Source organism: Oceanicola sp. D3 (assembly GCF_006351965.1).
Classification (GTDB): domain Bacteria; phylum Pseudomonadota; class Alphaproteobacteria; order Rhodobacterales; family Rhodobacteraceae; genus Vannielia.
Genome location: NZ_CP040932.1, coordinates 3,251,429 through 3,275,024 on the forward strand (window position 1 = coordinate 3,251,429; position 23,596 = coordinate 3,275,024).

General features: G+C 66.3%; 22 protein-coding genes. 15 read left to right on the top strand and 7 right to left on the bottom strand.

The annotated features are described in order from the left end of the window. Positions 1-13: 13 nt before the first annotated feature. Positions 14-457: a DUF1489 family protein gene (locus FHY55_RS16250; protein WP_140015180.1), complete on the bottom strand. Its 444-nt coding sequence runs from the start codon at positions 455-457 to the stop codon at positions 14-16. 113 nt (positions 458-570) lie between these two features. On the opposite strand from FHY55_RS16250, the gene FHY55_RS16255 reads away from it, so the two are divergent. Next, the gene (locus FHY55_RS16255; protein ID WP_140015181.1) at positions 571-2,832 is read left to right on the top strand and encodes an adenosylcobalamin-dependent ribonucleoside-diphosphate reductase; all 2,262 of its coding nucleotides are present in this window, start codon (positions 571-573) and stop codon (positions 2,830-2,832) included. Positions 2,833-2,845: 13 nt separating this feature from the next. On the opposite strand, the gene FHY55_RS16260 is transcribed toward FHY55_RS16255, so the two are convergent. The 4 genes from FHY55_RS16260 to hisS all read right to left on the bottom strand — a co-directional run bounded on the left by FHY55_RS16260 (position 2,846) and on the right by hisS (position 6,759). Then, positions 2,846-3,442, bottom strand: coding sequence for a hypothetical protein (locus FHY55_RS16260; RefSeq protein ID WP_140015182.1), 597 nt, complete (start codon positions 3,440-3,442; stop codon positions 2,846-2,848). A 61-nt stretch (positions 3,443-3,503) separates the two neighbouring features. Further along, positions 3,504-4,196, bottom strand: coding sequence for an ATP phosphoribosyltransferase (gene hisG, locus FHY55_RS16265; protein WP_140015183.1), 693 nt, complete (start codon positions 4,194-4,196; stop codon positions 3,504-3,506). Then, the gene (locus FHY55_RS16270; RefSeq protein ID WP_140015184.1) at positions 4,193-5,290 is read right to left on the bottom strand and encodes an ATP phosphoribosyltransferase regulatory subunit; all 1,098 of its coding nucleotides are present in this window, start codon (positions 5,288-5,290) and stop codon (positions 4,193-4,195) included. Before FHY55_RS16270 ends, hisG begins: the two co-directional genes overlap by 4 nt. After that, a complete protein-coding gene (gene hisS, locus FHY55_RS16275; protein ID WP_140015185.1) occupies positions 5,290-6,759 on the bottom strand; it encodes a histidine--tRNA ligase in 1,470 nt (489 codons plus the stop codon). Before hisS ends, FHY55_RS16270 begins: the two co-directional genes overlap by 1 nt. Before the next feature lie 103 nt (positions 6,760-6,862). Here hisS and FHY55_RS16280 point away from each other — a divergent pair, with 103 nt between their 5' ends. Next, positions 6,863-7,063: a SlyX family protein gene (locus tag FHY55_RS16280; protein WP_140015186.1), complete on the top strand. Its 201-nt coding sequence runs from the start codon at positions 6,863-6,865 to the stop codon at positions 7,061-7,063. 9 nt (positions 7,064-7,072) lie between these two features. Here FHY55_RS16280 and FHY55_RS16285 read toward each other — a convergent pair whose 3' ends face one another. Both FHY55_RS16285 and dnaE read right to left on the bottom strand, forming a co-directional pair. Beyond that, positions 7,073-7,603, bottom strand: a complete 531-nt coding sequence (locus FHY55_RS16285; protein ID WP_140015187.1) for a hypothetical protein — start codon at positions 7,601-7,603, stop codon at positions 7,073-7,075. A gap of 6 nt (positions 7,604-7,609) precedes the next feature. Then, positions 7,610-11,107 (bottom strand): DNA polymerase III subunit alpha, encoded by a 3,498-nt coding sequence (gene dnaE, locus FHY55_RS16290; RefSeq protein ID WP_140015188.1) that lies wholly within the window; start codon positions 11,105-11,107, stop codon positions 7,610-7,612. A 49-nt stretch (positions 11,108-11,156) separates the two neighbouring features. Between dnaE and FHY55_RS16295 the strand changes: the two genes are divergently transcribed. The 13 genes from FHY55_RS16295 (at position 11,157) to FHY55_RS16350 (ending at position 23,483) form a co-directional block, all read left to right on the top strand. Beyond that, a complete protein-coding gene (locus FHY55_RS16295; protein WP_140015189.1) occupies positions 11,157-12,068 on the top strand; it encodes a glutaminase in 912 nt (303 codons plus the stop codon). Positions 12,069-12,206: 138 nt separating this feature from the next. Next, positions 12,207-12,539: a metalloregulator ArsR/SmtB family transcription factor gene (locus FHY55_RS16300; protein WP_140015190.1), complete on the top strand. Its 333-nt coding sequence runs from the start codon at positions 12,207-12,209 to the stop codon at positions 12,537-12,539. Further along, positions 12,536-12,997 carry an SRPBCC domain-containing protein gene (locus FHY55_RS16305; protein WP_140015191.1) on the top strand — a complete coding sequence of 154 codons (462 nt, stop codon included), beginning with the start codon at positions 12,536-12,538 and terminating at the stop codon, positions 12,995-12,997. The genes FHY55_RS16300 and FHY55_RS16305 overlap by 4 nt, the downstream gene beginning before the upstream one ends. After that, complete coding sequence (locus FHY55_RS16310; RefSeq protein WP_140015192.1) at positions 12,994-13,452, top strand: SRPBCC family protein; 459 nt, start codon at positions 12,994-12,996, stop codon at positions 13,450-13,452. Before FHY55_RS16305 ends, FHY55_RS16310 begins: the two co-directional genes overlap by 4 nt. A gap of 220 nt (positions 13,453-13,672) precedes the next feature. Then, on the top strand, positions 13,673-15,037 hold the full coding sequence (gene xdhA, locus FHY55_RS16315; protein WP_140015193.1) for a xanthine dehydrogenase small subunit: 1,365 nt from the start codon (positions 13,673-13,675) through the stop codon (positions 15,035-15,037). Continuing rightward, a complete protein-coding gene (gene xdhB, locus FHY55_RS16320) occupies positions 15,034-17,445 on the top strand; it encodes a xanthine dehydrogenase molybdopterin binding subunit (protein ID WP_140015194.1) in 2,412 nt (803 codons plus the stop codon). The genes xdhA and xdhB overlap by 4 nt, the downstream gene beginning before the upstream one ends. Beyond that, entirely contained in the window at positions 17,442-18,377 is a 936-nt protein-coding gene (gene xdhC, locus FHY55_RS16325; protein ID WP_140015195.1) for a xanthine dehydrogenase accessory protein XdhC, read from the top strand. The genes xdhB and xdhC overlap by 4 nt, the downstream gene beginning before the upstream one ends. Beyond that, positions 18,374-19,909: an ABC transporter ATP-binding protein gene (locus FHY55_RS16330; protein WP_140015196.1), complete on the top strand. Its 1,536-nt coding sequence runs from the start codon at positions 18,374-18,376 to the stop codon at positions 19,907-19,909. Before xdhC ends, FHY55_RS16330 begins: the two co-directional genes overlap by 4 nt. Further along, entirely contained in the window at positions 19,906-20,043 is a 138-nt protein-coding gene (locus FHY55_RS20580; protein WP_168223036.1) for a hypothetical protein, read from the top strand. The genes FHY55_RS16330 and FHY55_RS20580 overlap by 4 nt, the downstream gene beginning before the upstream one ends. Further along, positions 20,040-21,119: an ABC transporter permease gene (locus tag FHY55_RS16335; protein WP_140015197.1), complete on the top strand. Its 1,080-nt coding sequence runs from the start codon at positions 20,040-20,042 to the stop codon at positions 21,117-21,119. The genes FHY55_RS20580 and FHY55_RS16335 overlap by 4 nt, the downstream gene beginning before the upstream one ends. Further along, a complete protein-coding gene (locus FHY55_RS16340) occupies positions 21,116-21,421 on the top strand; it encodes a hypothetical protein (RefSeq protein WP_140015198.1) in 306 nt (101 codons plus the stop codon). The genes FHY55_RS16335 and FHY55_RS16340 overlap by 4 nt, the downstream gene beginning before the upstream one ends. Next, positions 21,421-22,353 (top strand): ABC transporter permease, encoded by a 933-nt coding sequence (locus FHY55_RS16345; protein WP_140015199.1) that lies wholly within the window; start codon positions 21,421-21,423, stop codon positions 22,351-22,353. The genes FHY55_RS16340 and FHY55_RS16345 overlap by 1 nt, the downstream gene beginning before the upstream one ends. A gap of 44 nt (positions 22,354-22,397) precedes the next feature. Then, entirely contained in the window at positions 22,398-23,483 is a 1,086-nt protein-coding gene (locus tag FHY55_RS16350) for a BMP family ABC transporter substrate-binding protein (RefSeq protein ID WP_140015200.1), read from the top strand. Positions 23,484-23,596: the final 113 nt, after the last annotated feature.

Genomic DNA, 23,596 nt, shown 5'->3' on the forward strand with positions numbered 1-23,596 from the left:
CACCCGGCGGCCCTCACAAGATCCCGATTTCCGCCAGTTTCGCCGCCAGCTCGGCGGGCATATCCGGGTCTCCCTCGCGCCGCTCGGCCAAATCCGGGGGCGCGTCTTCGGGCTTCAGATAGCGCCACCCCTGAAACGGACGCCGCACCGCAGGCGCCACCCGCACCAGCTCGGGCGCAAGCACGATGCCGCAACGCCGGATCCCGTCGCCGCCAATCACCTCATCCAGCCGCACCACCTTCTGGCGCGCCTGAATCACCCCCTTGATCACCCAATACAGCGAGCCGCCGTTCAGCAGCGCCTCCTCCTGCTTGGGCCACATCCGAGTCACATGCCGGGTTTCGGCCACACCTGCCTCCTTGCGTCGCCGCGCACGCCAAGCCTCAAGCTGCTCCAGCGTGTCGACGCCAACACATAGCTTTACCAGATGTATGGTGTTCTTTGATTGTTCGCCCATATGTGGTAGTTTATGCCTCCCCCTTTGATTCTGCCAGCCGCCCTCACAGGCGTTTGACCCCATCCGCCCACCGCCCTATTGTCCGCCCTCTCACGACTCTCCAGGACACTGCCATGACAGCCTTCACTGCCCCGATCGCCGAAGCCATCTGGGATATGAAATACCGTTTCAAACAGGCCGATGGCACGCCCATCGACGAGACGGTCGAAGACAGTTGGCGCCGCGTCGCCCGCGCGCTGGCAGAAGGCGAATCCGACGCCCCCGCGCGCGAGCAGGAGTTCTACGAGGCCCTGTCCGACTTCAAATACCTCCCCGCTGGCCGCATCCTCGCCGGGGCAGGCACCGCCCGCGCCGTTACCCTCTTCAACTGCTTCGTCATGGGCACGGTTCCCGACTCGATGGGCGGCATCTTCGACATGTTGAAAGAGGCCGCGCTGACCATGCAGCAGGGCGGCGGCATCGGCTATGATTTCTCCACCATCCGCCCCAAGGGCGCGGCTGTCTCCGGCGTGGCCGCCGATGCTTCCGGCCCGCTCTCCTTCATGGATGTCTGGGATGCAATGTGCCGCACCATCATGTCCGCCGGCTCCCGCCGTGGCGCGATGATGGCCACCATGCGCTGCGACCACCCCGATATCGAAGATTTCATCGCCGCCAAGTCCGACCCGGCCCGCCTGCGCATGTTCAACCTCTCGGTGCTGGTGACCGACGCCTTCATGGAAGCCGTCAAAGCCGATGGACCGTGGGAGCTGACCTTCGGCGGCAAAGTCTACCACACCCTGCAGGCCCGCGACCTGTGGAACCGCATCATGCGCTCCACCTATGACTACGCCGAGCCGGGGGTGATTTTCATCGACCGTATCAACGCGATGAACAACCTCAACTACTGCGAGCAAATCGCCGCCACCAACCCCTGCGGCGAGCAGCCCCTGCCGCCCTATGGCGCCTGCCTTCTGGGCTCGATCAACCTTGCCAAGCTGGTCACAAACCCCTTCGAGACCACTGCGAAGGTTGATATCGACGCGCTGACCAAGCTCACCACAACCGCCATCCGGATGATGGACAACGTGGTCGACACCTCCCGCTTCCCCCTGCCCGAGCAGGCCGCCGAGGCGCAGGCCAAGCGTCGCATCGGCCTTGGCGTCACCGGCCTCGCCGATGCCCTGCTGATGACAGGCCTGCGCTACGGCTCCGACGAGGCCGCGGCCCAAACCGAAGCCTGGCTCAAGGCCATCGCCCGCGCCAGCTACCTCGCCTCCGTGGAACTGGCCATGGAGAAGGGCCCCTTCCCCCTGTTCGATGCCGAGCCCTACCTCGCCTCCGGCACGATGCAGGCGATGGACGAAGACGTGCGCGAGGCGATCCGCACCCACGGCATCCGCAACGCGCTCGTCACCTCCATTGCCCCCACCGGCACCATCTCGCTCTACGCCGGCAACGTCTCCAGCGGCATCGAGCCGGTGTTTGCCTATGCCTACACCCGCAAAGTGCTCCAGCCCGACGGATCGCGCACCGAAGAGGAAGTGGTTGATTACGCAGTGCAAATGTGGCGCGACCTGAAGGGTGACGCGCCCCTGCCCGACCACTTCACCAACGCCCAGACCCTGCCCCCCGCCGAGCACGTCAAGATGCAGGCGGCGGCGCAAAAGTGGATCGACAGCTCGATCTCCAAAACCATCAACTGCCCCGAAGACATCAGCTTCGAGTCCTTCAAGGATATCTACCTGCAAGCCTATGAAACCGGCTGCAAAGGCTGCACCACCTACCGCCCGAACGATGTGACAGGCTCCGTCCTTTCGGTCTCCGAGAACACCGAGGAGGAGGCCAAGCCCGACGAGGACGGCGAGGTTATCTACATCTCCGAACCGCTCGACCGGCCCCAAGCCCTCGAAGGCGCAACCTACAAGCTGAAGTGGCCGGATTCCGAACACGCCATCTACATCACCGTCAACGACGTGGTGGTCGGCTCCCAGCGCCGCCCCTTCGAGGTGTTCATCAACTCCAAGAACATGGAGCACTTCGCCTGGACGGTTGCGCTGACCCGGATGATCTCGGCGGTGTTCCGGCGCGGCGGCGATGTGTCCTTCGTGGTCGAAGAGCTGAAGGCCGTGTTCGACCCGCGCGGCGGCGCATGGATGCAGGGCAAATACGTGCCCTCAATCCTCGCCGCCATCGGCGGGGTGATCGAGCGCCACCTCATCGCCATCGGCTTCATCGCGGGCGAAGGCATGGGCCTCAAATCCGACCCGCAAGCCGAGGTCGTCTCCATCGGCGCCCCCCGCGGCAAGGCCTGCCCGTCCTGCGGCCAGTTCACCATGCAAATGGTCGAAGGCTGCATGACCTGCACCTCCTGCGGGCACTCAAAATGCGGCTGACGCGCCCCGCGCGTTAGCCCTCGTCCTTGCCGCCCGGCGCCCCCGTAAACGCCTGCATCGCACGGATCATCGCCTCCGGATCGTCGCCCGCGCGCATCCCGAAGGCACCCGGCAGCGGCTCGGGGGCTTTGGGCTTGCCCGGCAGGTCCAGATCATCCGGGTCGTCGCCCGCGTTGATGGTAAACCCGCCTGTCTGCGCTGCCGGGCCAAAGGTCCACTTGTCATGAGGCGACGGCCCGCGCCGCCAGCCCTCGGCAACGAATACCCCTGCCGAGCCGCAACCGGGCCAATGGCTGCCCTGATGGCCATACATCACGATCGGCACATCCTCGAAGCAGATATCCTCAGCGCCGGTCGTTATCTTTCCAACAGAAAAATGCGGGCAGCACTTGTTGCCAAGGTCCACCCTCGGAATCCGATAGGCCGCGCCCACCGTCGCAATCCGGCGTCCCTGATAGGTTGGGCCAAACTCCAGCGGCACCGCGATATGGCCAAAACCGCCCTCGCTCACCACCCGTGCGCCCTCGAAGGCCACATAGCGCTCCCGCCGGGCGAGCCATTCGAGGAAGAGGCCGATTTCCTCTTCATACATGCCTGAAAGTTCGATCATCGCGGGCACTCCCCTGAGGTTGCGCCCATGCTATGCCCCAGCGTCACCAAGCGCAAACCGCTCAGAGCCCGAGCTTGCCCTTCAAGGCCGCAAGGCTCTCCCGCTCCGGCGCGCCCCAATCGGCGCTACGTGCGCGAAACAGCGTTGCCTGACTGCGGTGCACCAACCCGTCCGAAAGGATCTTCAGGTGATTGGCCCGCAGCGTCTCTCCCGATGAGGTGATATCGGCCACCGCCTCGGCGGTTTCGTTCTTCACCGTGCCTTCCGTGGCGCCCTGGCTATCCACCAGCGCATAATCGGCCACCCCGTTCTGACGCAAGAACTCGCGGATCAGCCGGTGATACTTGGTGGCAATCCGCAGCCGGTGGCCATGGGCGGCGCGAAAGGCACTCGCGGCGGCGTCCAGGTCATCCAACGTGTCCACATCCGCCCAGCAGCAGGGCACGGCAATAACGAGGTTTGCCTGCCCAAAGCCCAGTGGCTCCAACTCCTCGATCTTCTGCTCCCAGCCCGCGATCTTCTCGCGCACAAGGTCGGTGCCGGTGACGCCAAGGTGAATGCGCCCCTCGGCCAGCGCCGCCGGGATCTCGCCCGCGCTCAGCAGATGCAACTCGCAGCCCGCCACGCCCTCCACCGCGCCCGCATATTCGCGTTCGCTGCCGGTGCGCTTGAGGCCCACGCCCCGCGCGCCGAACCAGCCAAAGGTCTTGTCCATCAACCGGCCCTTCGAAGGCACGCCCAGCTTCAGCATCACGCGCCCTCCAACTCGGCCAGCAAGGCAGGGCGGATCACCGCGCCCACCGCCGGAATCTCGCGCCCCTGCCCCAGCACCCGGCACAGCGCATCATAGCGCCCACCACTGGCCACAGCGGGCAGATCGGGCCGTTGCGGGGCGAAGAACCCAAAGACAAAACCGTCATAATATTCCAGCAGCGTGCGCCCGAACGAGCCTTCAAACGCAAGCGTCTCAAGGTCCACCCCCGCATCGGCCAGCGCATCCAGACGCGCCGCAAAGGTGTCGAGCGCCGGGCCAAGGCCGGTCATGTCCACCGCAAGATCGCGCAGATGCTCCAGCGCATCCACCGGCGAGGCGCGCACAGCAAGCAAATCATCCAGCAGCTCCAGCTCTGCCTCGGGGATGGGCGGCTCCGCGGCATCGGCCTGAAGCGCCGCAATCCGCTCCAGCACCTCTTCGGGCCGCCGCTTGCCAATCTGCACACCCGCGCCCGCCAGCACCTTCTCGGCAGGCGCCTCGGCCAGCCGCGCCAGCAGCGCGGCCCGCGTGGCCGGCACCTTCGCCCGCCCGCCAAACCTGTCGAGCAGCGCCTTGAAGCGCCGTGGCCGCCAGAGGTGGCGCATCAGCGCCGCGCGGCGTTTTTCAGAGGTCGAGAGCCCGGCCACAGCTGCACTCAGCAGCCCGATATCCCCAATCGCCGCCCGCAGCCCCCTGCCCTCAAGGCACTGAGACATAAGCGAAAACACCTCAGCATCCGCCCGCGCCCTGTCGCCCCGGTCAAACAGCTCAAAGCCCACCTGCTCAAACTCGCTCGGGCGGCCGGTGTCTTCTTCCTGCATCCGAAAGACCGTGCCCGCATAGCAATAGCGCGCCGGCTCCTGCCCCTGCGCCATATGCGCCTGCACCACCGGCACCGTAAAGTCGGGCCGCAGCATCAGCTCGCCGCGCAGCGGGTCGGTCGTCACATAGGCCCGCGCCCGAATTTCCTCGCCGTAGAGGTCCAGCAGCGTGCCCGCCGGTTGCAGCACATCCGCGCCCACGCGCACCGCGCCCGCCGCCTCGAACAGGCCCATGAGGCGCGAAACCTCCTCGCGCGGCACATCCTTCAGCATCAGGCGCGGTCCAGCATCTTGCGCACTTCGGCCACCAGATCGGCCCGCGCCACTTCCACCTGCGCCGGTTGCTCGGCCCATTCCTCGCGGGTCAGCCCCTCGGCCAGCTTCGCGCCCAGCACCAGGTCTTTCAGCTGCACAACGCCCCGCTCAGCCTCGTCCCCACCCTGGATCACGGCCACCGGTGAGGCGCGTTTGTCGGCGTATTTCAACTGGTTGCCAAAGTTCTTGGGGTTACCAAGGTAAACCTCGGCGCGAATGCCCGCATTGCGCAACTCGCCAACCATCGCCTGATAATCGGCCATCCGGTCCCGGTCCATCACCGTCACCACAACCGGCCCCTGCGCCGTGCCAGAGGTCCGCCCCTTGGCCCGAAGCGCCGCCAAGAGCCGGTCGACGCCAATCGAAACGCCGGTCGCAGGCACCGCCTGCCCGGTGAACCGCTTCACGAGGTCATCATAGCGCCCGCCGCCCGCAACCGAGCCAAACTGCCGAGGCCGCCCCTTCTCGTCCATGATCTCGAAGGTCAGCTCCGCTTCAAACACCGCGCCGGTGTAATAGCCAAGGCCGCGCACCACCGAAGGATCAACCTCGATCCGGTCCGGCCCATAGCCCTGCGCCGCCAGCAGCGAAGCGATCTGCTCCAACTCGGCAATCCCCTCGGCCCCCATCGCGCTCTCGCCCACGGCGGCACGCAGGTTGGCAAAGGTCTCCTCGGCGCTCGCCGCCTTGGAGGTCAGAAACGCCACAACCGGCTCCGCCTGCTCCGACGAAAGGCCAACGCCGTCGATGAACGCGCCCGAGGCATCCTTGCGCCCCGGTCCCAACAGCTCTCGCACACCGGCCTCACCCACCTTGTCGAACTTGTCGATGGTGCGCAGAACCGCATCGCGCTGTGTCTCATCCGAGAGGCCCATGCACTCCAGCACCCCGTTCAGCACCTTCCGGTTATTCACCCGCACCAGATAATCCCCACGCGGAATGCCCACCGCCTCCAGTGTATCGGCCAGCATGGCGCAAATCTCGGCATCCGCCGCAGGCGAAGCGCTCCCAACCGTATCCGCATCACACTGATAAAACTGCCTGAACCGCCCCGGTCCGGGCTTCTCATTCCGCCACACCGGCCCCATCGCATAGCGCCGGTAGGGCGCGGGCAGGTCATTGCGGTATTGCGCGGCAACGCGGGCCAGCGGGGCCGTCAGGTCATAGCGCAGCGCCACCCAACCGCTGTCGTCCTCTTCCCAGGCAAAAACCCCCTCATTGGGCCGGTCCACATCCGGAAGGAACTTGCCCAGCGCCTCCACCGTCTCCACCCCGCTCGTTTCCAGCGGATCAAAGCCGTAAAGCGCATAAACCCGCGCGATCTCGGCGAGCATCGCATTGCGCTCATCCACCTCCGCGCCAAAATAGTCGCGGAAGCCCTTGGGGGTGACGGCCTTGGGCCGGGGCTGCTTTTTAACTTTCGCCATGGTCTCGGAGGCCTCGCTCACCAGTCGCGCGGGGCATAGCGCAGAGGGGGCCAACCCGCAAGCAAGGGCTGGCGGCGCGGCCCCTCCCGGGCTAAGGAGAACCATGACCAACCGCCTCGAAGAAGAACTCGCCCACCTCACCCGCGCGGTCGAAGACCTGCACGAAATGGTGCTGGCCCACGGCAAACGGCTCGACACCGTGGAACGCCGGGTGGATCTGCTGATGAAACGCGCCGCCGAGGCAGAGGCCGAGGGCAACACCGGCGGCGTGGTGCTGGGCGATGAGCGCCCGCCGCATTACTGAGCAGCGGGTTTACCGAACGGCGGCAGCCACCAGCTTGCGCTTGTGCATCAGCAACTCAAAGCTCTGCCGCGCGCCCGGCGTCGGGTAAACGCTGACAAAGGCGGTAGACCGCTCCAGCCGCTTCAGCTTGGCCTCGCTGCAAACCCCCTTGCCGCACCCGCGAATGCCCGCATAGGCCGCATCCGTCTCTGTGCGCAGCGACCCACCGCCGCCGCCGTAGTTCACCAGCTCATAGAGCGCCAGATTACCAAACAGCGCCACGGCGCCCGTCACCTTGCGCGGGCAGCCATCCTTGAAGCCGGTGACAAAAAAGTTGCGCGGGCCGACCGCGCCAGGCCGGGTGTCATAGAGCTTCCACTTGCCGCGCTTCTCGATCAGCTGGCCCAGCTCCTTGCCCTTGGCCCCACAGCTCTCTTCCACCGCGCCAAAGGGCAGCGTCGCCTGCGGCGATTTGGAGGAGGCATGGCCGGTGCTCTCGGGCAGAGAGGCACAAGCAGAGAGGAGCGCGGCAACCGCGGCAAAGGTCAGAATGTTTCGCATGGCAGCTTATATGTCTTCGACAGTCACAACGCCGCCCAAGGACTTGAGCGCGCTCTTGATCTGCGGATTTACCGGAAAGTCACCCTCAAGCTCAAGATGCACCTCCCCCGGCAGGTCGGCCGCCATCAGGCAAAGGGCCACCGCGCCACGCGATTTCGAGGCCCCATCCGCCTCGGCCCGCTCCAGCAAAGACTTCACTGCAGGGGCCGCCGCGATGTCATCAAGGAAGAGCCGGATATCGCTCCGCCCGGCCTGCGCCGCCACCGCGTCAATCGGCGCCACGGAGCGGCCCAGCAGCTTGAGCTGATCCGCCTCCATCGTCGCCTCGCAGGTCACCACCACATTGGCCCCCGCCTCAAGAAAATCGCGTGATTTCTCCAGCGCCTCGCTGAACAGGGTCACCTCATAAAGTCCAGTCGGATCAGAGAGTTGCACAAAGGCAAAGCGGTTGCCCCGCGCGCTCTTGCGCTCTTGGCGGCCCGCAACCGACCCGGCCAGTTTTACCAGCGCGGGCGAGCGCTGCACATCGAGCGAAACCTGCTCCAGCGTCTTCACCCCCTGCTTCTTCAGCGGGCCCATATAATCGTCCAGCGGATGCCCCGAGAGATAGAAGCCAATGGCCTTGTGCTCCTCCCCCAACCGCTCGCCAACCATCCAGTCATCCACCTGCGGCAGGCGCGGTTCGGGCAGGTCATCGCCCGCTTCGCCAAACAGCGAAACCTGAGCGGAAGCCCGCTGATCGTGGATCGCGGCGGAGTAGTTCACCAGCGGGTCGAGCGCGGCAAACACCCGATGCCGATTCGCATCCAGCAGGTCAAAAGCCCCGGCGCGGGCCAGCATTTCCAACGGGCGCTTGCCGATCTTCTTCAGGTCCACCCGGCGGGCAAAGTCGTAGAGCGACACAAAATCCCGGCCGTCCCGCGCCTCCACGATCAGCCGCATCGCATCGCCGCCCACGTTCTTCAGCGCGCCCAGCGCATAAACCACCTTGCCATCGACCACGCTGAAGGTGTCCAGCGAGCGATTTACGCAAGGCGGAATGATCTCGATATCCAGCCCCCGCCGCACCTCCTCGGCATAAACCGCGAGCTTGTCGGTCAGGTGGATATCGCAGTTCATGACGGCGGCCATGAACTCCACCGGATGGTTCGCCTTGAGCCAGGCCGTCTGATAGCTCACCACGGCGTAGGCGGCGGCGTGAGACTTGTTGAACCCGTAGTTGGCGAATTTCTCCAGCAGGTCGAAGACCTCCGAGGCCTTCTTCTTCTCCACCCCGTTCTCCGCCGCGCCCTTCTCAAACTTGGGCCGCTCGGCGTCCATCGCCTCCTTGATCTTCTTGCCCATCGCGCGGCGCAGCAGGTCGGCGCCGCCAAGGGAATAGCCAGCCATCACCTGGGCGATCTGCATCACCTGTTCCTGATAAACGATGATGCCCTGCGTCTCTTCAAGGATATGGTCGATAAGCGGGTGAACGCTTTCGATCTCCCGCTGCCCGTTCTTCACCTCGCAATAGGTCGGGATGTTCTCCATCGGGCCGGGCCGGTAAAGCGCCACCAGCGCAACGATATCCTCGATGCAGTCGGGCTTCATGCGCCTGAGCGCATCCATCATCCCCGAGCTTTCCACCTGAAACACCGCAACCGTCTTGGCGCTGGCGTAGAGCTTGTAGCTCCGCTCGTCATCCAGCGGGATCGCGTTGATCTCGTTCACCGCGCCCTCGGGCGGCTCGTATAGCTCGGTGCCATCGGGCGCGATATGAATGTCGCGGCCCCCGCCATTGATCAAGTCCACCGCGTTCTGAATCACCGTCAGCGTTTTCAGGCCGAGGAAGTCGAACTTCACCAGCCCCGCCTGCTCCACCCATTTCATGTTGAACTGGGTCGCCGGCATGTCGGAGCGCGGGTCTTGATAAAGCGGCACCAGCTCATCCAGCGGCCTGTCGCCAATCACCACGCCCGCCGCGTGGGTCGAAGCGTTGCGCAGCAAGCCCTCCACCTGCTGGCCATAGGTCAGCAGCCGGTCCACCACCTCCTCGTTGCGCGCCTCCTCGCGCAGCCGCTCCTCGGTGGCCAGCGCCTTCTCGATGCTCACCGGCTTCACGCCTTCAACGGGGATCATCTTGGAAAGCCGGTCCACCTGCCCATAGGGCATTTGCAGCACCCGCCCCACGTCGCGCACAGCCGCCTTGGAGAGCAGCGCACCGAAGGTGATGATCTGCCCCACGCGGTCGCGGCCATATTTCTCCTGCACGTAGCGAATGGTCTCTTCCCGCCGGTCCATGCAGAAGTCGATATCGAAGTCGGGCATGCTCACCCGCTCGGGGTTCAGGAAGCGCTCAAACAGCAGCGCGTAGCGCAGCGGGTCAAGGTCTGTGATCGTCAGCGCATAAGCCACAAGGCTACCCGCACCGGAGCCCCGCCCCGGCCCCACCGGAATGCCCTGCTCCTTCGACCACTTGATGAAGTCGGCCACGATCAAGAAGTAGCCGGGAAAGCCCATGCCCTCGATGATCCCAAGCTCAAAGTCGAGCCGCTCTTGATACTCCTCCACCGAGGCCGCATGCGGAATAACCGCCAACCGCGCCTGCAAGCCCTCGTTGGCCTGCCGCCGCAGCTCTTCCACCTCATTCTCCGCGAACTTGGGCAGGATCGGGTCGCGCCGGTAGGCCATGAAGGCGCAGCGCTTCGCGATCTCCACCGTGTTCTCCAGCGCCTCAGGAAGATCGGCAAAAAGCGTCGCCATCTCCTGCGCGCTCTTGAAATAGTGCTGCGCCGTCAGCCGCCGCCGATCTTCCTGCTGGTCGACGTAGGCGCCTTCGGCAATGCAGATCAGCGCGTCATGCGCCTCGTAAATCTCGGGCTTGGGGAAATACACATCATTGGTCGCCACCAGTGGAATGCCCTTGGCATAGGCCATTTCCACATGGCCGCGCTCGCTCTTGGCCTCTGCCTCCGGCAGCCCGTCCTCGCCCGGATGCCGCTGCAACTCGATATAAAGCCGGTCGCCAAAAATCCGCGCCAACTCATCCACCAGCAGCTCCGCCTTGGGCCTCTGCCCGGCGCGAAGCAGCCGCCCCACCGGCCCGTCCGGCCCGCCGCTGAGGCAGATCACATCGCCCGAATGCGCCTCCAGGTCTTCCAGCGTCACATGCGCCTCCTGCCCGTCACCACGCAGGTAGAGGCAGGAGTTGAGCTTCATCAGCGCTTCATAGCCCCGCTCGCTCTGGGCCAGCAGCACAATCGGCGCGGGCGGCACAGGCTTTCCACCCGGCGCGGCCTGCTCGTATTCAAGATCCACCTGGCAGCCCATGATCGGCTGAATGCCCGCGCCCGAAAGCGTGACGCTGGCCTCAAGCGCACAGAACATGTTGTTGGTGTCGGTCACCGCCACGGCGGGCATCTCGGCCTTCTCGCAAAGGCCCGCCAGCTTCTTCACCGGCACGGCGCCCTCCAGCAGGGAATACTCGGTGTGAACGCGCAGGTGGATGAATCGGGGAGAGCTCATGCCGCTACCCTATGGCGGCCACGCGGCGGATTGAAGTAGCATCCGCGCCATGGATCTGCCCGCCCTTCTCGACCGGCTCAACACCGAGGCCCGCACCGCCGCCGATTGGGGCGAAGTGGCCGCTTATATCCCCGAGTTGGCCCGCGTGGACCCGGCGCAATTCGCCATCTCCGTCGCGCTGGCCGACGGCACGATTCACTCCGCCGGGCAAGCGCAAACGCGCTTTTCCATCCAGTCCGTCTCCAAGGTCTTCACCCTCGCCTGCACCCTCTCGCGCATCGGCGAGTCGCTCTGGTCCCGCGTGGGCCGCGAACCCTCGGGCGACCGCTTCGATTCCATCCTGCTGCTGGAGCAGGAGCAGGGCCGCCCCCGCAACCCCTTCATCAACGCCGGTGCGTTGGTGACAACCGATGAACTCCTCGCAGGCCGCGCCCCCAAGGAGGCCCTCTCCGAGATCCTGGGCTACATCCGCGCGGCAGCGGGCGACGACGACATTCACATCGACGCCGCGGTGGCGAGATCGGAGGCCGAAACCGGCTTCCGCAACATCGCACTGGCCAACTATCTCAAGAGCTACGACAACCTGAAGAACCTGCCCGAGATGGTTCTGGGCACCTACTTCCACCAATGCGCGATCGAGATGACCACCGAGCAACTCGCCCGCGCCGGGCGCGGCATCGCCGGGCTGCCGGGCGCACCGTTGCTGCTCTCCACCGTCAAACGCCGCCGCATCGCCGCGCTGATGATGACCTGCGGCCACTACGACGGCTCGGGCGACTTCGCCTTCCGCACCGGCCTGCCCGGCAAGTCCGGCGTCGGCGGCGGCATCCTCGTGGCTGTACCGGATGTCGCCTCCATCGCCGTCTGGTCGCCGGGCCTCAACGCTTGGGGCAACTCCAAGGTCGGCACCGAGGCCATCGAGCGCCTTGCGCAAAAGACCGGCTGGTCGGTCTTCGGCTGAAAGCTCCGTCATCCTCGGGCTCGACCCGAGGACCTCCCCCAAAGAGATCCTCGGGTCGAGCCCGAGGACGCCCCACCGATACCTAGCCACCTGACTAACCATCTTGACCGCCTCGCCCGAATCGCAATACTTAGCCACATGACTAACCAACTCGACAACTTCTTCAGCGCAATCGCAGATCCAACCCGCCGGGCCGTGATCGAGCGTCTCACCCAAGGGCCCGCCGCCGTCTCCGAGCTGCACGCCCCCCACGACATGGCCCTGCCCACCTTCCTCAAGCACCTGAAAGTGCTGGAGAACGCAGGCCTTACCCACTCGGTCAAAAAGGGCCGCGTCCGCACCGTCCACATCGAGGCGCAGCCGCTGGCCGCCGCCGAAAACTGGCTCACCACTCAACGAAAACTCTGGGAAGGCCGGCTGGATCGCCTCTCCGCCCTCGCAGAACGGCTCGAAAAAGGAGGCGACGCATGACCGCCCTCAAGCACGACACGCTCACCCTGACCCGCAGCATCAAGGCCCCGCCCGCGCGCCTCTTTCCGCTGATGACCCAGCCGGAGTTCCGCGCCGAATGGGGCGCCCCCACCGAGAACACCCGGCTCGATATCGTCGACGCCGATATCCGCCCCGGCGGGCGCGAACTGTCGCGCTGCGGCCCCGCCGACAATCCGGAATTCGAGGTCACCACCGACTTCCACCACCTTGAGGCCCCCGCCCTGCTGATCTTCACCGAAACCATCCGCATCGAAGGCGCGCCCATCTCCAGCGGCCTCTGCACCGTCGAAATCACCGCCGAGGGCGCAGGCTCCCACCTCACCGTCACCGCCCAGCTCGCCAGCCTCATCGGCGACGAGATGGCCGAGGGCTACACCCAGGGCTGGACGGCCGCACTCGCCAACCTCGCCCGCCTCGCCGAAAGGCAAACCCCATGAACCCCGAACTCGACCTCACCCTCACCCGCCAGATCAACGCCAGCCCCGCCACCCTCTGGCGATGCTTCACCACCCCCGAACTGCTCTGCGCATGGTTCGTCCCCGCCCCGTGGTCCTGCGCCGAAGCGGTGATTGAGCCGCACCCGGGCGGGCGCTTCTACAGCCTCTTCAAAGGCCCCGACGGCGAGGAAATGGCCAACGAAGGCGCAATCCTGCTGGCCGAACCTGCAAAACGCTTCGTCTTCACCGATTTCTTCAAGGCTGGTTTCATCCCCAACGAAACCCCCTTCATGCTGGCCGACATCACCCTGACGCCCCGCGACGGCGGCACCGAATACACGGCCACCGTGCGTCACCGCACCCCCGAAGATCGCGCGCGGCACGAGGAAATGGGCTTCGCGCAGGGCTGGGGCACCGCCGCCGACCAGCTCGCAGCCCTGGCCGAAGGGCTCTGAACACGGGATGGCGGGTGGGGTGTCGTGGCGCAAGCCACGCAGGTCACCCCGCCATTCGCACAAATTCCGGGCATTCCCCACGTCCTGCCGCACAAACAGGCAGATTTCCCCTTGCTTCCCCGCCCCCAAGCCCTCCAAACTCCCCCGGCGGGGGCTGCCTTCTACGCCGCATCGAAGGCGCACACCCGGGGACAACATCGGTAACGCGGCGGGTTTTTGCATGGACATCACGTTTCTTCTCAACGGAGAGACCGTGGAGCTGCGCGACGTCGCCCCCACAAACACTGTGCTCGACTGGCTGCGCGAGCAGCGCGGGCTGACCGGCACCAAGGAAGGCTGCAACGAGGGCGATTGCGGCGCCTGCACGGTGATGGCGCGCGCGCCCTCCGGCACTTGGGCGGCGCAGAACGCCTGCATCATGCTCCTGCCCCACCTCCACGGCCGCGAGATCCGCACCGTCGAAGGCGTGGCCGCGCCCGATGGCACGCTCCACCCGGTCCAACAGGCGATGATCACCCACCACGGCTCGCAATGCGGTTTCTGCACGCCAGGCTTCATCACCTCCATGGCCGCCGCACACGCAAACGGCGCAACCGACCATAACGACAAGCTGGCGGGCAACCTCTGCCGCTGCACCGGCTATGCGCCCATCGCCCGCGCAGCCGAGGCCGCCGCACAAGAGCCGGTGCCCGCCCACATCACCGCCCGCTCTTCGCTCGCGCCAACGCCGCAGCCGGCGATCCCCGAAAGCGCCGATGCTCTGGCTGCATGGTATGCCGCCCACCCGCAGGCCACGCTCATCGCAGGTGCCACCGACGTTGGCCTCTGGGTCACGAAAAAGCTGGCCGATCTCGAAGAGGTCGCCTTCCTCCACCGTGTCTCCGATCTCGACTATGTCACCGTCACCGAAGACGAAATCCGCATCGGCGCAACAACCCCCATCGCCACCCTGCGCAGGGCCATCGCGCCGCATCACCCTTCGCTCGCTGAACTCTTCCGCCGCTACGGCTCCGAGCAGGTCCGCACCGCCGCCACGATCGGCGGCAACATCGCCAACGGCTCTCCCATCGGCGACAGCCCCCCGGCCCTGATCGCGCTGAACGCCACCCTCCACCTGCGCCACGGCGACACCCGCCGCAGCCTCCCGCTGGAGGAGTTCTTCGTCGACTACGGCAAGCAAGACCGCGCGCCCGGCGAATTCGTCGAAGCCGTCAGCCTCCCCCGCCAGCCTGATACGCTGCGCTGCTACAAGCTCTCCAAACGCTTCGACCAGGATATCTCCGCCGTCTGCGGATGCTTTGCCATCACGGTCACCGATGGCACCGTCACGCAGGCCCGCATCGCCTTCGGCGGCATGGCGGCCACGCCCAAACGCGCCGCCGCCACCGAAGCCGCACTGATCGGCAGCGCTTGGGGGGAAGCAACGATCACGCAAGCACAGACGGCGATGACCGCCGACTACACCCCCCTCTCCGACATGCGCGCCTCCGCCGACTACCGGATGAAAACCGCGCAAAACATGCTCCACCGCTACTGGCTGGAAAGCACAGGCACCGCCACCTCCGTGCTGGAGGTGCAGCCATGAGCGTGGCCAAACCCCTCCCGCATGATGCCGCCCCGCTCCACGTCACCGGCCAAGCCCGCTACGTTGATGACATCCCGGTGCCCGCCAACACCCTCCACCTCGCCTTCGGCACCTCTGCCAAGGCCCGCGCCAGCATCACCGCGCTCGACCTTGCCGCCGTGCGCGCCGCCCCCGGCGTGGTGGCCGTGCTGACAGCAGAAGACCTGCCCGCCGCCAATGATGTCTCCCCCTCCGCCCATGACGAGCCCCTGCTCGCCGAGGGCGAGGTTTACTACATCGGCCAGCCGATCTTTCTCGTCGTCGCCACCAGCCACCTCGCCGCCCGCAAGGCCGCCCGGCTCGCCGCCGTCACCTACGCAGAAAAGCCCGCCCTGCTCACCATCGACGACGCCATGGCCGCCAACTCCCGCTTCGAAGATGGCCCACGTGAATACACCCGCGGTGACCTCGCCGCAGGCTGGGCGCAGGCCACCACCACCGTCGAAGGCTCCATTGAGCTTGGCGGGCAAGAGCACTTCTACCTCGAAGGCCAGGCCGCCCTCGCGCTGCCGCAAGAGGGCGGCGACATGGTGGTGCACAGCTCCACCCAGCACCCCACCGAGATTCAGCACAAGGTGGCCGAAGCCCTTGGCACGCCGATGAACGCGGTGCGCGTCGAGATCCGCCGCATGGGCGGCGGCTTCGGCGGCAAGGAAAGCCAGGGCAACGCGCTCGCCTGCGCCTGCGCCGTGGCCGCCCGCCTCACCGGGCGCCCAGCCAAAATGCGCTACGACCGTGACGACGACATGATGATCACCGGCAAGCGCCACGACTTCCGCATCGACTACCGCGCCGGTGTAGATGCCTCCGGCAAACTGGTGGCGGTGGAATTCGACCAGCTCTGTCGCTGCGGCTGGGCGCAAGACCTCTCCCTGCCGGTCGCAGACCGCGCGATGCTCCATGCCGACAACGCCTATTTCATCCCCGCCGTGCGCATCACCTCGCACCGCCTGAAGACCCACACCCAAAGCGCCACCGCCTATCGCGGGTTTGGCGGCCCGCAGGGGATGCTCGGGATCGAGCGGGTGATGGACCACCTCGCCGCCGAGATGGGCTGCGATCCGCTTTTGCTGCGCCAGAAGAACTTTTATGCCTCCGGCGGGAGGTATTTAGAGCAAGAAAATGAACAGGTTGCGCCTTCCACGGCAGGCGTTGAGGAGGATCTGACCTCGCGCGGCGCCGTGGCGACCGGAGAGCCGGACGCGGTGACGGTGGTGCCTGTTGGGGCGCAGACCACACCCTACGGGCAGCCGGTGGTGGATTCGGTCGCGCATGAGCTGGTGGCGGCGCTGTGCGAGAAGGCCGATTACGCCGGGCGGCGGGCGGCGGTGGCACAGTGGAACGCCGAAAACCCGGTGCTGAAGCGCGGGCTGGCACTTACCCCGGTGAAGTTCGGCATCTCCTTCACCCTCACCCACCTCAATCAGGCCGGGGCACTGGTGCATGTCTATCAGGATGGCTCGATCCACATGAACCACGGCGGCACCGAGATGGGGCAAGGGCTGTTCCAGAAGGTCGCCCAAGTGGCGGCCTCGCGCTTCGGGGTGCCGCTGGAGCGGGTCAAGATCACCGCCACCGACACCGGCAAGGTGCCCAACACCTCCGCCACCGCCGCCAGTTCCGGGAGCGACCTCAACGGCATGGCCGTGGCCGCCGCCTGCGACGAGATCAAGGCCCGCATCGCCGCCTTCCTCGCCGAGGTGCATCAGGCCGACCCGGCAGAGGTGCGTTTCGAGGGTGACGCCGTGCATGTGGGCGCCGATGTGATCCCTTGGGAAAAGGCGATTGCCGAGGCCTATGTGGGCCGCGTCTCGCTCTCGGCCACCGGCTTTTACAAGACCCCCTCGATCAGTTGGGACCGTATCAAAGGCGAGGGCCGCCCGTTCTTCTACTTCGCCTATGGCGCGGCGCTCACCGAGGTGGTGGTCGACACGCTCACCGGCGAAAACCGCATGCTCCGCGTCGACATTCTGCATGACGCCGGCACCTCGCTGAACCCCGCGCTCGACATCGGCCAGGTCGAAGGCGGCTTCATCCAGGGCGCTGGCTGGCTCACCACCGAAGAGCTGGTCTGGGACGACACGGGCCGCCTCACCACCCACGCCCCCTCCACCTACAAGATCCCCGCCTGCTCCGACCGGCCCCCGGTGTTCAACGTCGCGCTCTGGCCCAATGCCAACCACGAGCCCACCATCTACCGCTCCAAGGCCGTCGGCGAGCCGCCCTTCATGCTGGGCATCTCCGCCCTCATGGCCCTGTCGGACGCCTGCGCCGCCTGCGGCCCGTACTACCCGGCGCTGGAGGCCCCGGCCACCGCCGAGCACGTGCTCGAGGCCATCGGGCGCGCCCGGGCGGGAGAGAGCGGATGAGCTTTGACCGCGACAGCCTCGCCGCCGCCATTGCCGCCCATGGCGAGGTGGCCCGCGTGGTCGTCGTCAGCGCCCAAGGCTCCACCCCGCGCGGCCCCGGCACTTCAATGCTGGTCTGGCCGGGCGGCCAGCAGGGCACCATCGGCGGCGGCACGCTGGAATGGGAGGCCTGCGCCATGGCGCGCGCGCGCCTCGGGGCAGAGCCCGTCACCGTCACGCTGCCGCTTGGCCCGGCGATGAACCAATGCTGCGGCGGCACGGTAACCCTCGCCATCGAGAGCTTCGCCGCAGCGCCGCCAGGCGCCCCGACCTACGCCCGCCCCATCGCCGAAACCGCCCCATCCGAGCCGCCCCTCGCCATCACCCGCGCCCTCTCGGCCGCCCGCAATGGCTCGCGCGCCCCCGATATCACCCATGAAAACGGCTGGCTGCTTGAGCCCCTCACCGCCCCGCGCACCACCGTCTGGATCTGGGGCGCGGGCCACGTCGGCCGTGCCCTTGCCGCCACCCTCGCCCCGCTCGATCACCTCGCCCTCACCTGGGCCGACACCAGCGCCGAGCGCTTCCCCGAGACCCCGGTGATCTCCCCTTCCGTCGGCGACCTGCCGCACCTCGCCGCCACCGCCCCCGCGACGGCTCACCACATCATCCTCACCTACTCCCACACGCTCGACTTCGCCCTCTGCGACACGCTCCTGCGCCGGCCTGCCGCCTCCATCGGCCTCATCGGCTCGGCCACCAAATGGGCCCGCTTCCGCTCACGCCTCGCCGCCGCAGGCCACCCAGCTGCCCAAATTTTGCGCATCCGCTGCCCAATCGGTGACCCTGCCTTCGGCAAACACCCGCAGGCCATTGCGATTTCCACCGCCGCGCAGCTACTCTCCATGCTCGAAAAGCAGGCAACTGCCACGAAGGGGGACATGACGGGATGACAGAGCTCTTTGCCACCCATGGGCTGCGCAAGGCCTATCCCGGTGTCGTGGCCAACGACGACGTGTCCTTTGCAATCGACGAAGGCGAAATTCACGCACTGCTGGGCGAGAATGGCGCGGGCAAGTCCACGCTGGTCAAAATGATCTACGGGCTGGTCAAACCCGACGAAGGCCACATGACCTTTCGCGGCGAGCCCTTCGCGCCGCCCGAACCCCGCGCCGCCCGCTCCGCCGGGGTCGCCATGGTCTTCCAGCACTTCTCGCTCTTCGATGCGCTTTCGGTGGCCGAGAACGTGGCGCTCGGCATGGAAAATCCGCCCAAACCGGCCCAACTTGCCGCCCGCATCACCGAGGTTTCCAACGAATACGGCCTGCCGCTGGACCCGCACCGCACCGTAGGCGACCTTTCGGCAGGCGAGCGCCAGCGGGTCGAGATCATCCGCTGCCTGCTGCAAGATCCCCGCCTGCTGATCATGGACGAGCCCACCTCGGTGCTCACCCCGCAGGAGGTCGAAATCCTCTTCGCCACGCTGGAGAAGCTGCGCACCGAGGGCACCTCGATCCTATATATCAGCCACAAGCTCGAAGAGATCCGCGCCCTTTGCGACCGCGCCACAATCCTCCGGCTCGGCAAGGTTGTGGGCCACGCCGTCCCGCGCGAAAACTCCGCCTCCGAACTGGCCGAAATGATGGTGGGCAGCGCCCTTCACCGCCCCGAGCGCGAGCTCACCCCCTCCGGCGAGATCGCGCTGGAGGTGACAAGCCTCAGCGTCAAATCCGCCAACCCCTTCGGCACCTCTCTCAAGAATGTCTCCCTCATGGTCCGCAAAGGCGAGGTGCTGGGCATCGGCGGCGTCGCGGGCAACGGGCAGGACGAGCTTCTGGCCGCACTCTCCGGCGAGGCACTGGCCGCACCGGACGCCGTGCAGCTTCACGGCAACCCGATCGGCAAACTCGCCCCACCGGCTCGCCGCAAACTGGGCCTCCTCTCAGCCCCCGAAGAGCGGCTGGGCCATGCCGCCGCCCCCGAAATGTCGCTGACCGAAAACGCCCTGCTCTCGGCCCGCATCCGCAAGGGCCTGACAAAGAAAGACTTCATCAACTGGAAGGCCACGCAGAGCTATGCCGAGAAGGTCATAGAAGCCTTCGATGTCCGCACCCCCGGCGCCCACGTCGCCGCCCGCTCGCTCTCGGGTGGCAACCTGCAAAAGTTCGTCATGGGGCGCGAGATCGAGCAAGCCCCCGAGGTGCTGGTGGTCAACCAGCCCACATGGGGCGTCGATGCCTCTGCGGCAGCGCAAATCCGGCAAGCCCTGCTCGACCTCGCGGCAGGTGGCACGGCCATCGTCGTCATCTCTCAGGATCTCGACGAGCTGATGGAAATTTCCACCAGCTTCGCCGCCCTCAACGGCGGCCGCCTCACCGCGCCGGTGCCGGTGGAAGGGCTGACGATGGAGCGGATCGGCCTGATGATGGGCGGTGCGCATGACATGGAAGTGGCCCACGAACACCACGCGGAGGCCCCGGCATGACCGTCGCTCCCAAAAGATTCCATGCCTCCGGCGGGAGTATTTCCGGCAAGAAAATGCGCAATTCGATTCAAATTGTTCCCGCCCGCTCTCATTTTCTTGCTGCAAATACTCATTCCACGGGAGCCATCCGGTGATCCGCCTCGAAAAGCGCCCCAACCCCTCCAAGGCCTGGAGCTATTCCACCCCGCTGCTCGCGGTGCTGCTCACCATGCTCTTCGGCGGGCTGCTCTTTGCTGCGCTCGGCAAAGACCCTTTCGTTGCCATCCGCACCATCTTCTACGATCCGCTCTTCGGCCAACACGCCTTCTTCTACCGCCCGCAACTCATGGTGAAAGCCGCGCCGCTGGTGCTCATCGCCATCGGCCTCTCGCTTGGCTTCCGGGCGGGCATCTGGAACATCGGGGCCGAGGGGCAATACATCATCGGGGCGCTCTGCGGCGCGGGCGTGGGCCTCGCCTTCTACCCCACGGAAAGCTTCTTTATCTTCCCGCTCATGGTCCTCGCCGGGGCGCTCGGCGGCTGGGCCTGGGCGATGATCCCGGCCCTGCTGAAAACCCGTTTCGGCACCAATGAAATCCTCGTGTCGCTCATGCTCGTCTACGTGGCCGAAAACCTGCTGCGCGGCATGGCCGTGGGGCTGATGAAAAACCCCGAGGGCTTCGGCTTCCCGGGCTCGCGCAACCTCGCGCAATACCCCTCCGCCACCTCCTGGATCAGCCAGAACGCCGGGATGCACTGGGGCGTCGTCTTCGCTCTCATCGCGGTGATCTTCGCCTATATCCTGCTGACTCGCCACATGCTCGGCTTCAACATCCGCCTCGCGGGCCAAGCCCCCCGCGCCGCCCGCTTTTCGGGGGTTAACCCCACCCGCCTCGTGCTCTTCTGCCTCGGCACCTCCGGCGCGCTGGCAGGGCTGGCAGGCCTCTTCGAAGTCTCCGGCCCCGCCGGCCAGGTCACCACCGATTTCAACGTCGGCTACGGCTTCACCGCCATCATCGTCGCCTTCCTTGGGCGCCTCCACCCCATCGGCATCCTGCTGGCCGGGCTGCTCATGGCGCTCACCTACATCGGCGGTGAAATCGCCCAATCGCAACTGCAACTCCCCGCCGCCGCCATCCAGCTCTTTCAGGGCATGCTGCTGTTCTTCCTCCTCGCAGTGGACCTGCTGACGAACTACCGCATTCGCCTGAAACAGGGAGCCGCCGCATGACCCGCCACACCACCCTGCCCCTGCTGATGGGGGCCGCCATGGGCGCGATGATGCTGATGATGCTCCACGGCCTGCTCACCGGTGAAAGCTCCGGCGCCGCGCTGGCGCTGTTCGTCGCCGCCCCTGCCGCCATCGCGGCCCTCGCCCTCGCAGCCGCTTTCTTCGCCGCCCGGCTCTCGCCCCGCCTGCGCCGCCTCGCCGCCCGGGTCCACCGGCCCAGCCTGCGCCACGCGGGGCAGATGCTCGGCGCGGCGGCCCTCACCGCAGGCTCCATCCACCTCATCCTCCACGGGCTCACCTGATGGACCTTTCCTCGATCAACTGGCTCCTCCTCCTCGCCTCCCTCATGGTCGCCGCCACCCCCATCCTTCTCGCGGGCATCGGTGAACTGGTGGTGGAAAAGGCCGGCGTGCTGAACCTCGGCGTCGAAGGCATGATGATCACCGGCGCCATCGCGGGCTTCGCGGCGGCGGTCGAAAGCGGCTCCCCCGCACTCGGCTTCCTTGGGGCCGCCGTGGCGGGCGCGCTGCTCTCCATGCTCTTCGCCGTGCTCACCCAATTCGCGCTGGCCAATCAGGTCGCCTCAGGCCTCGCGCTCACCCTCTTCGGCCTCGGGCTTTCCTCACTGATGGGTCAGGGTTACGTCGGCCTCAAGCCGCCCTCCACCCCCAAGCTCGACATCCCGCTGCTCTCCGACATCCCCGTGCTCGGCCCCGTACTCTTCAACCACGACCTCATGGTCTATGTCGCCATCGCCATCGTCGCCGCCACATGGGCCTTCCTCAAATACACCCGCGCCGGGCTGACCCTCCGCGCGGTGGGCGAAAACCACGAGGCCGCCCATGCGCTCGGCTACAAGGTCATCGCCATCCGCTGCGCCGCCATCGCCTTCGGCGGGGCCTGCGCGGGCCTCGGCGGGGCCTACCTGTCGCTCGTCCGCGTGCCGCAATGGACAGAAGGGATGACCTCGGGCGCAGGCTGGATCGCCCTCGCCCTCGTCGTCTTCGCCTCCTGGCGGCCGTGGCGCGTGCTGATCGGGGCCTATCTCTTCGGCGGCATCACCGTGCTACAACTCAACCTTCAGGCCGCGGGCCTCAAGGTGCCGGTCGAGTACTTGTCCATGTCCCCCTACATCATCACCATCATCGTGCTGGTGGTCATGTCTTCCGGCCGCAGCCGCGGGGCGCTCGGCGCGCCCGCCTCGCTGGGCCGGACCTTCCACGCCACCGGGTAGAAAACCCGGGGCTTCTTCGAACCACTCAACAGGGAGCAATCCACATGAAGAAAAGAACCCTCCTCAAAGGCGCCGTCGCCGCGCTGGCGCTCGCCGCCGGCCCTGCGCTGGGCGAAAGCCACGCCGAGAAAACCAAGGTCGGCTTTGTTTACGTCGGCCCCGTCGGCGATGGCGGCTGGACCTATGAGCACGATCAGGGCCGCAAGGCTGTCGAGGCCGAGTTCGGCGATGCGGTTGAAACCGTCTATGTCGAAAACGTGCCCGAAGGCCCCGACGCTGAGCGCGTCATCACCCAGATGGCGCTCGACGGCGCCGACCTGATCTTCACCACCTCCTTCGGCTACATGGACCCCACGATCAACGTGGCCGCCAAGTTTCCGGATGTGAAGTTCGAGCACGCCACCGGCTACAAGACCGCGCCCAACGTCTCGGTCTATTCCGCCCGCTTTTACGAGGGTCGCGCCGTGCAGGGCACCATCGCGGGCCGGATGACCGAGAGCAATGTGATTGGCTACATCGGCTCGGTGCCGATCCCCGAGGTGGTGCGCGGCATCAACTCCGCCTTCATCCACGCCAAGAAGGTCAACCCGGATGTGCAGTTCAAGATCGTCTGGGTCTATGAGTGGTTCAACCCGGCGAAAGAGGCCGACGCCGCAAAGGTGCTGATCGAGCAGGGCGCCGACGTGATCCTCCAGCACACCGACTCCACCGCACCTCTCGCGGCGGCTGCCGAGGCGGGCAACGTCATCGGCTTCGGTCAGGCCTCCGACATGGCCGAGTACAAGGACGGCCCGCGCGTCTCGTCGATCATCGACAATTGGGCCCCCTATTACATCGCCCGCACCAAGGCAGTGATGGACGGCACATGGGAGTCGACCAACACATGGGACGGCATTGGCCCGGGCATGGTCGGCATCGGCGAGATCACCGACAAGGTGCCCGCCGATGTGAAAGCCGAGGCCGAGGCGCTTCAGGCTTCGATCGCCTCGGGCGAGTATCACGCCTTCACCGGCCCGATCAAAAAGCAGGATGGCTCCGACTGGCTGGCCGAGGGCGAGACCGCCGATGACGGCACGCTGGCGGGGATGAACTTCTACGTCGAAGGGCTGGAAGGCGAGATTCCGCAGTAAGCCCGGCGCGATTGGCGCACAACCAAACACGGCCCCGCCCAACCCGGCGGGGCCGTTCCTTTTTCCCAAACCTGCACGATCCAATGGAGCGCCTTGCGGCGCATTCCCCTTGT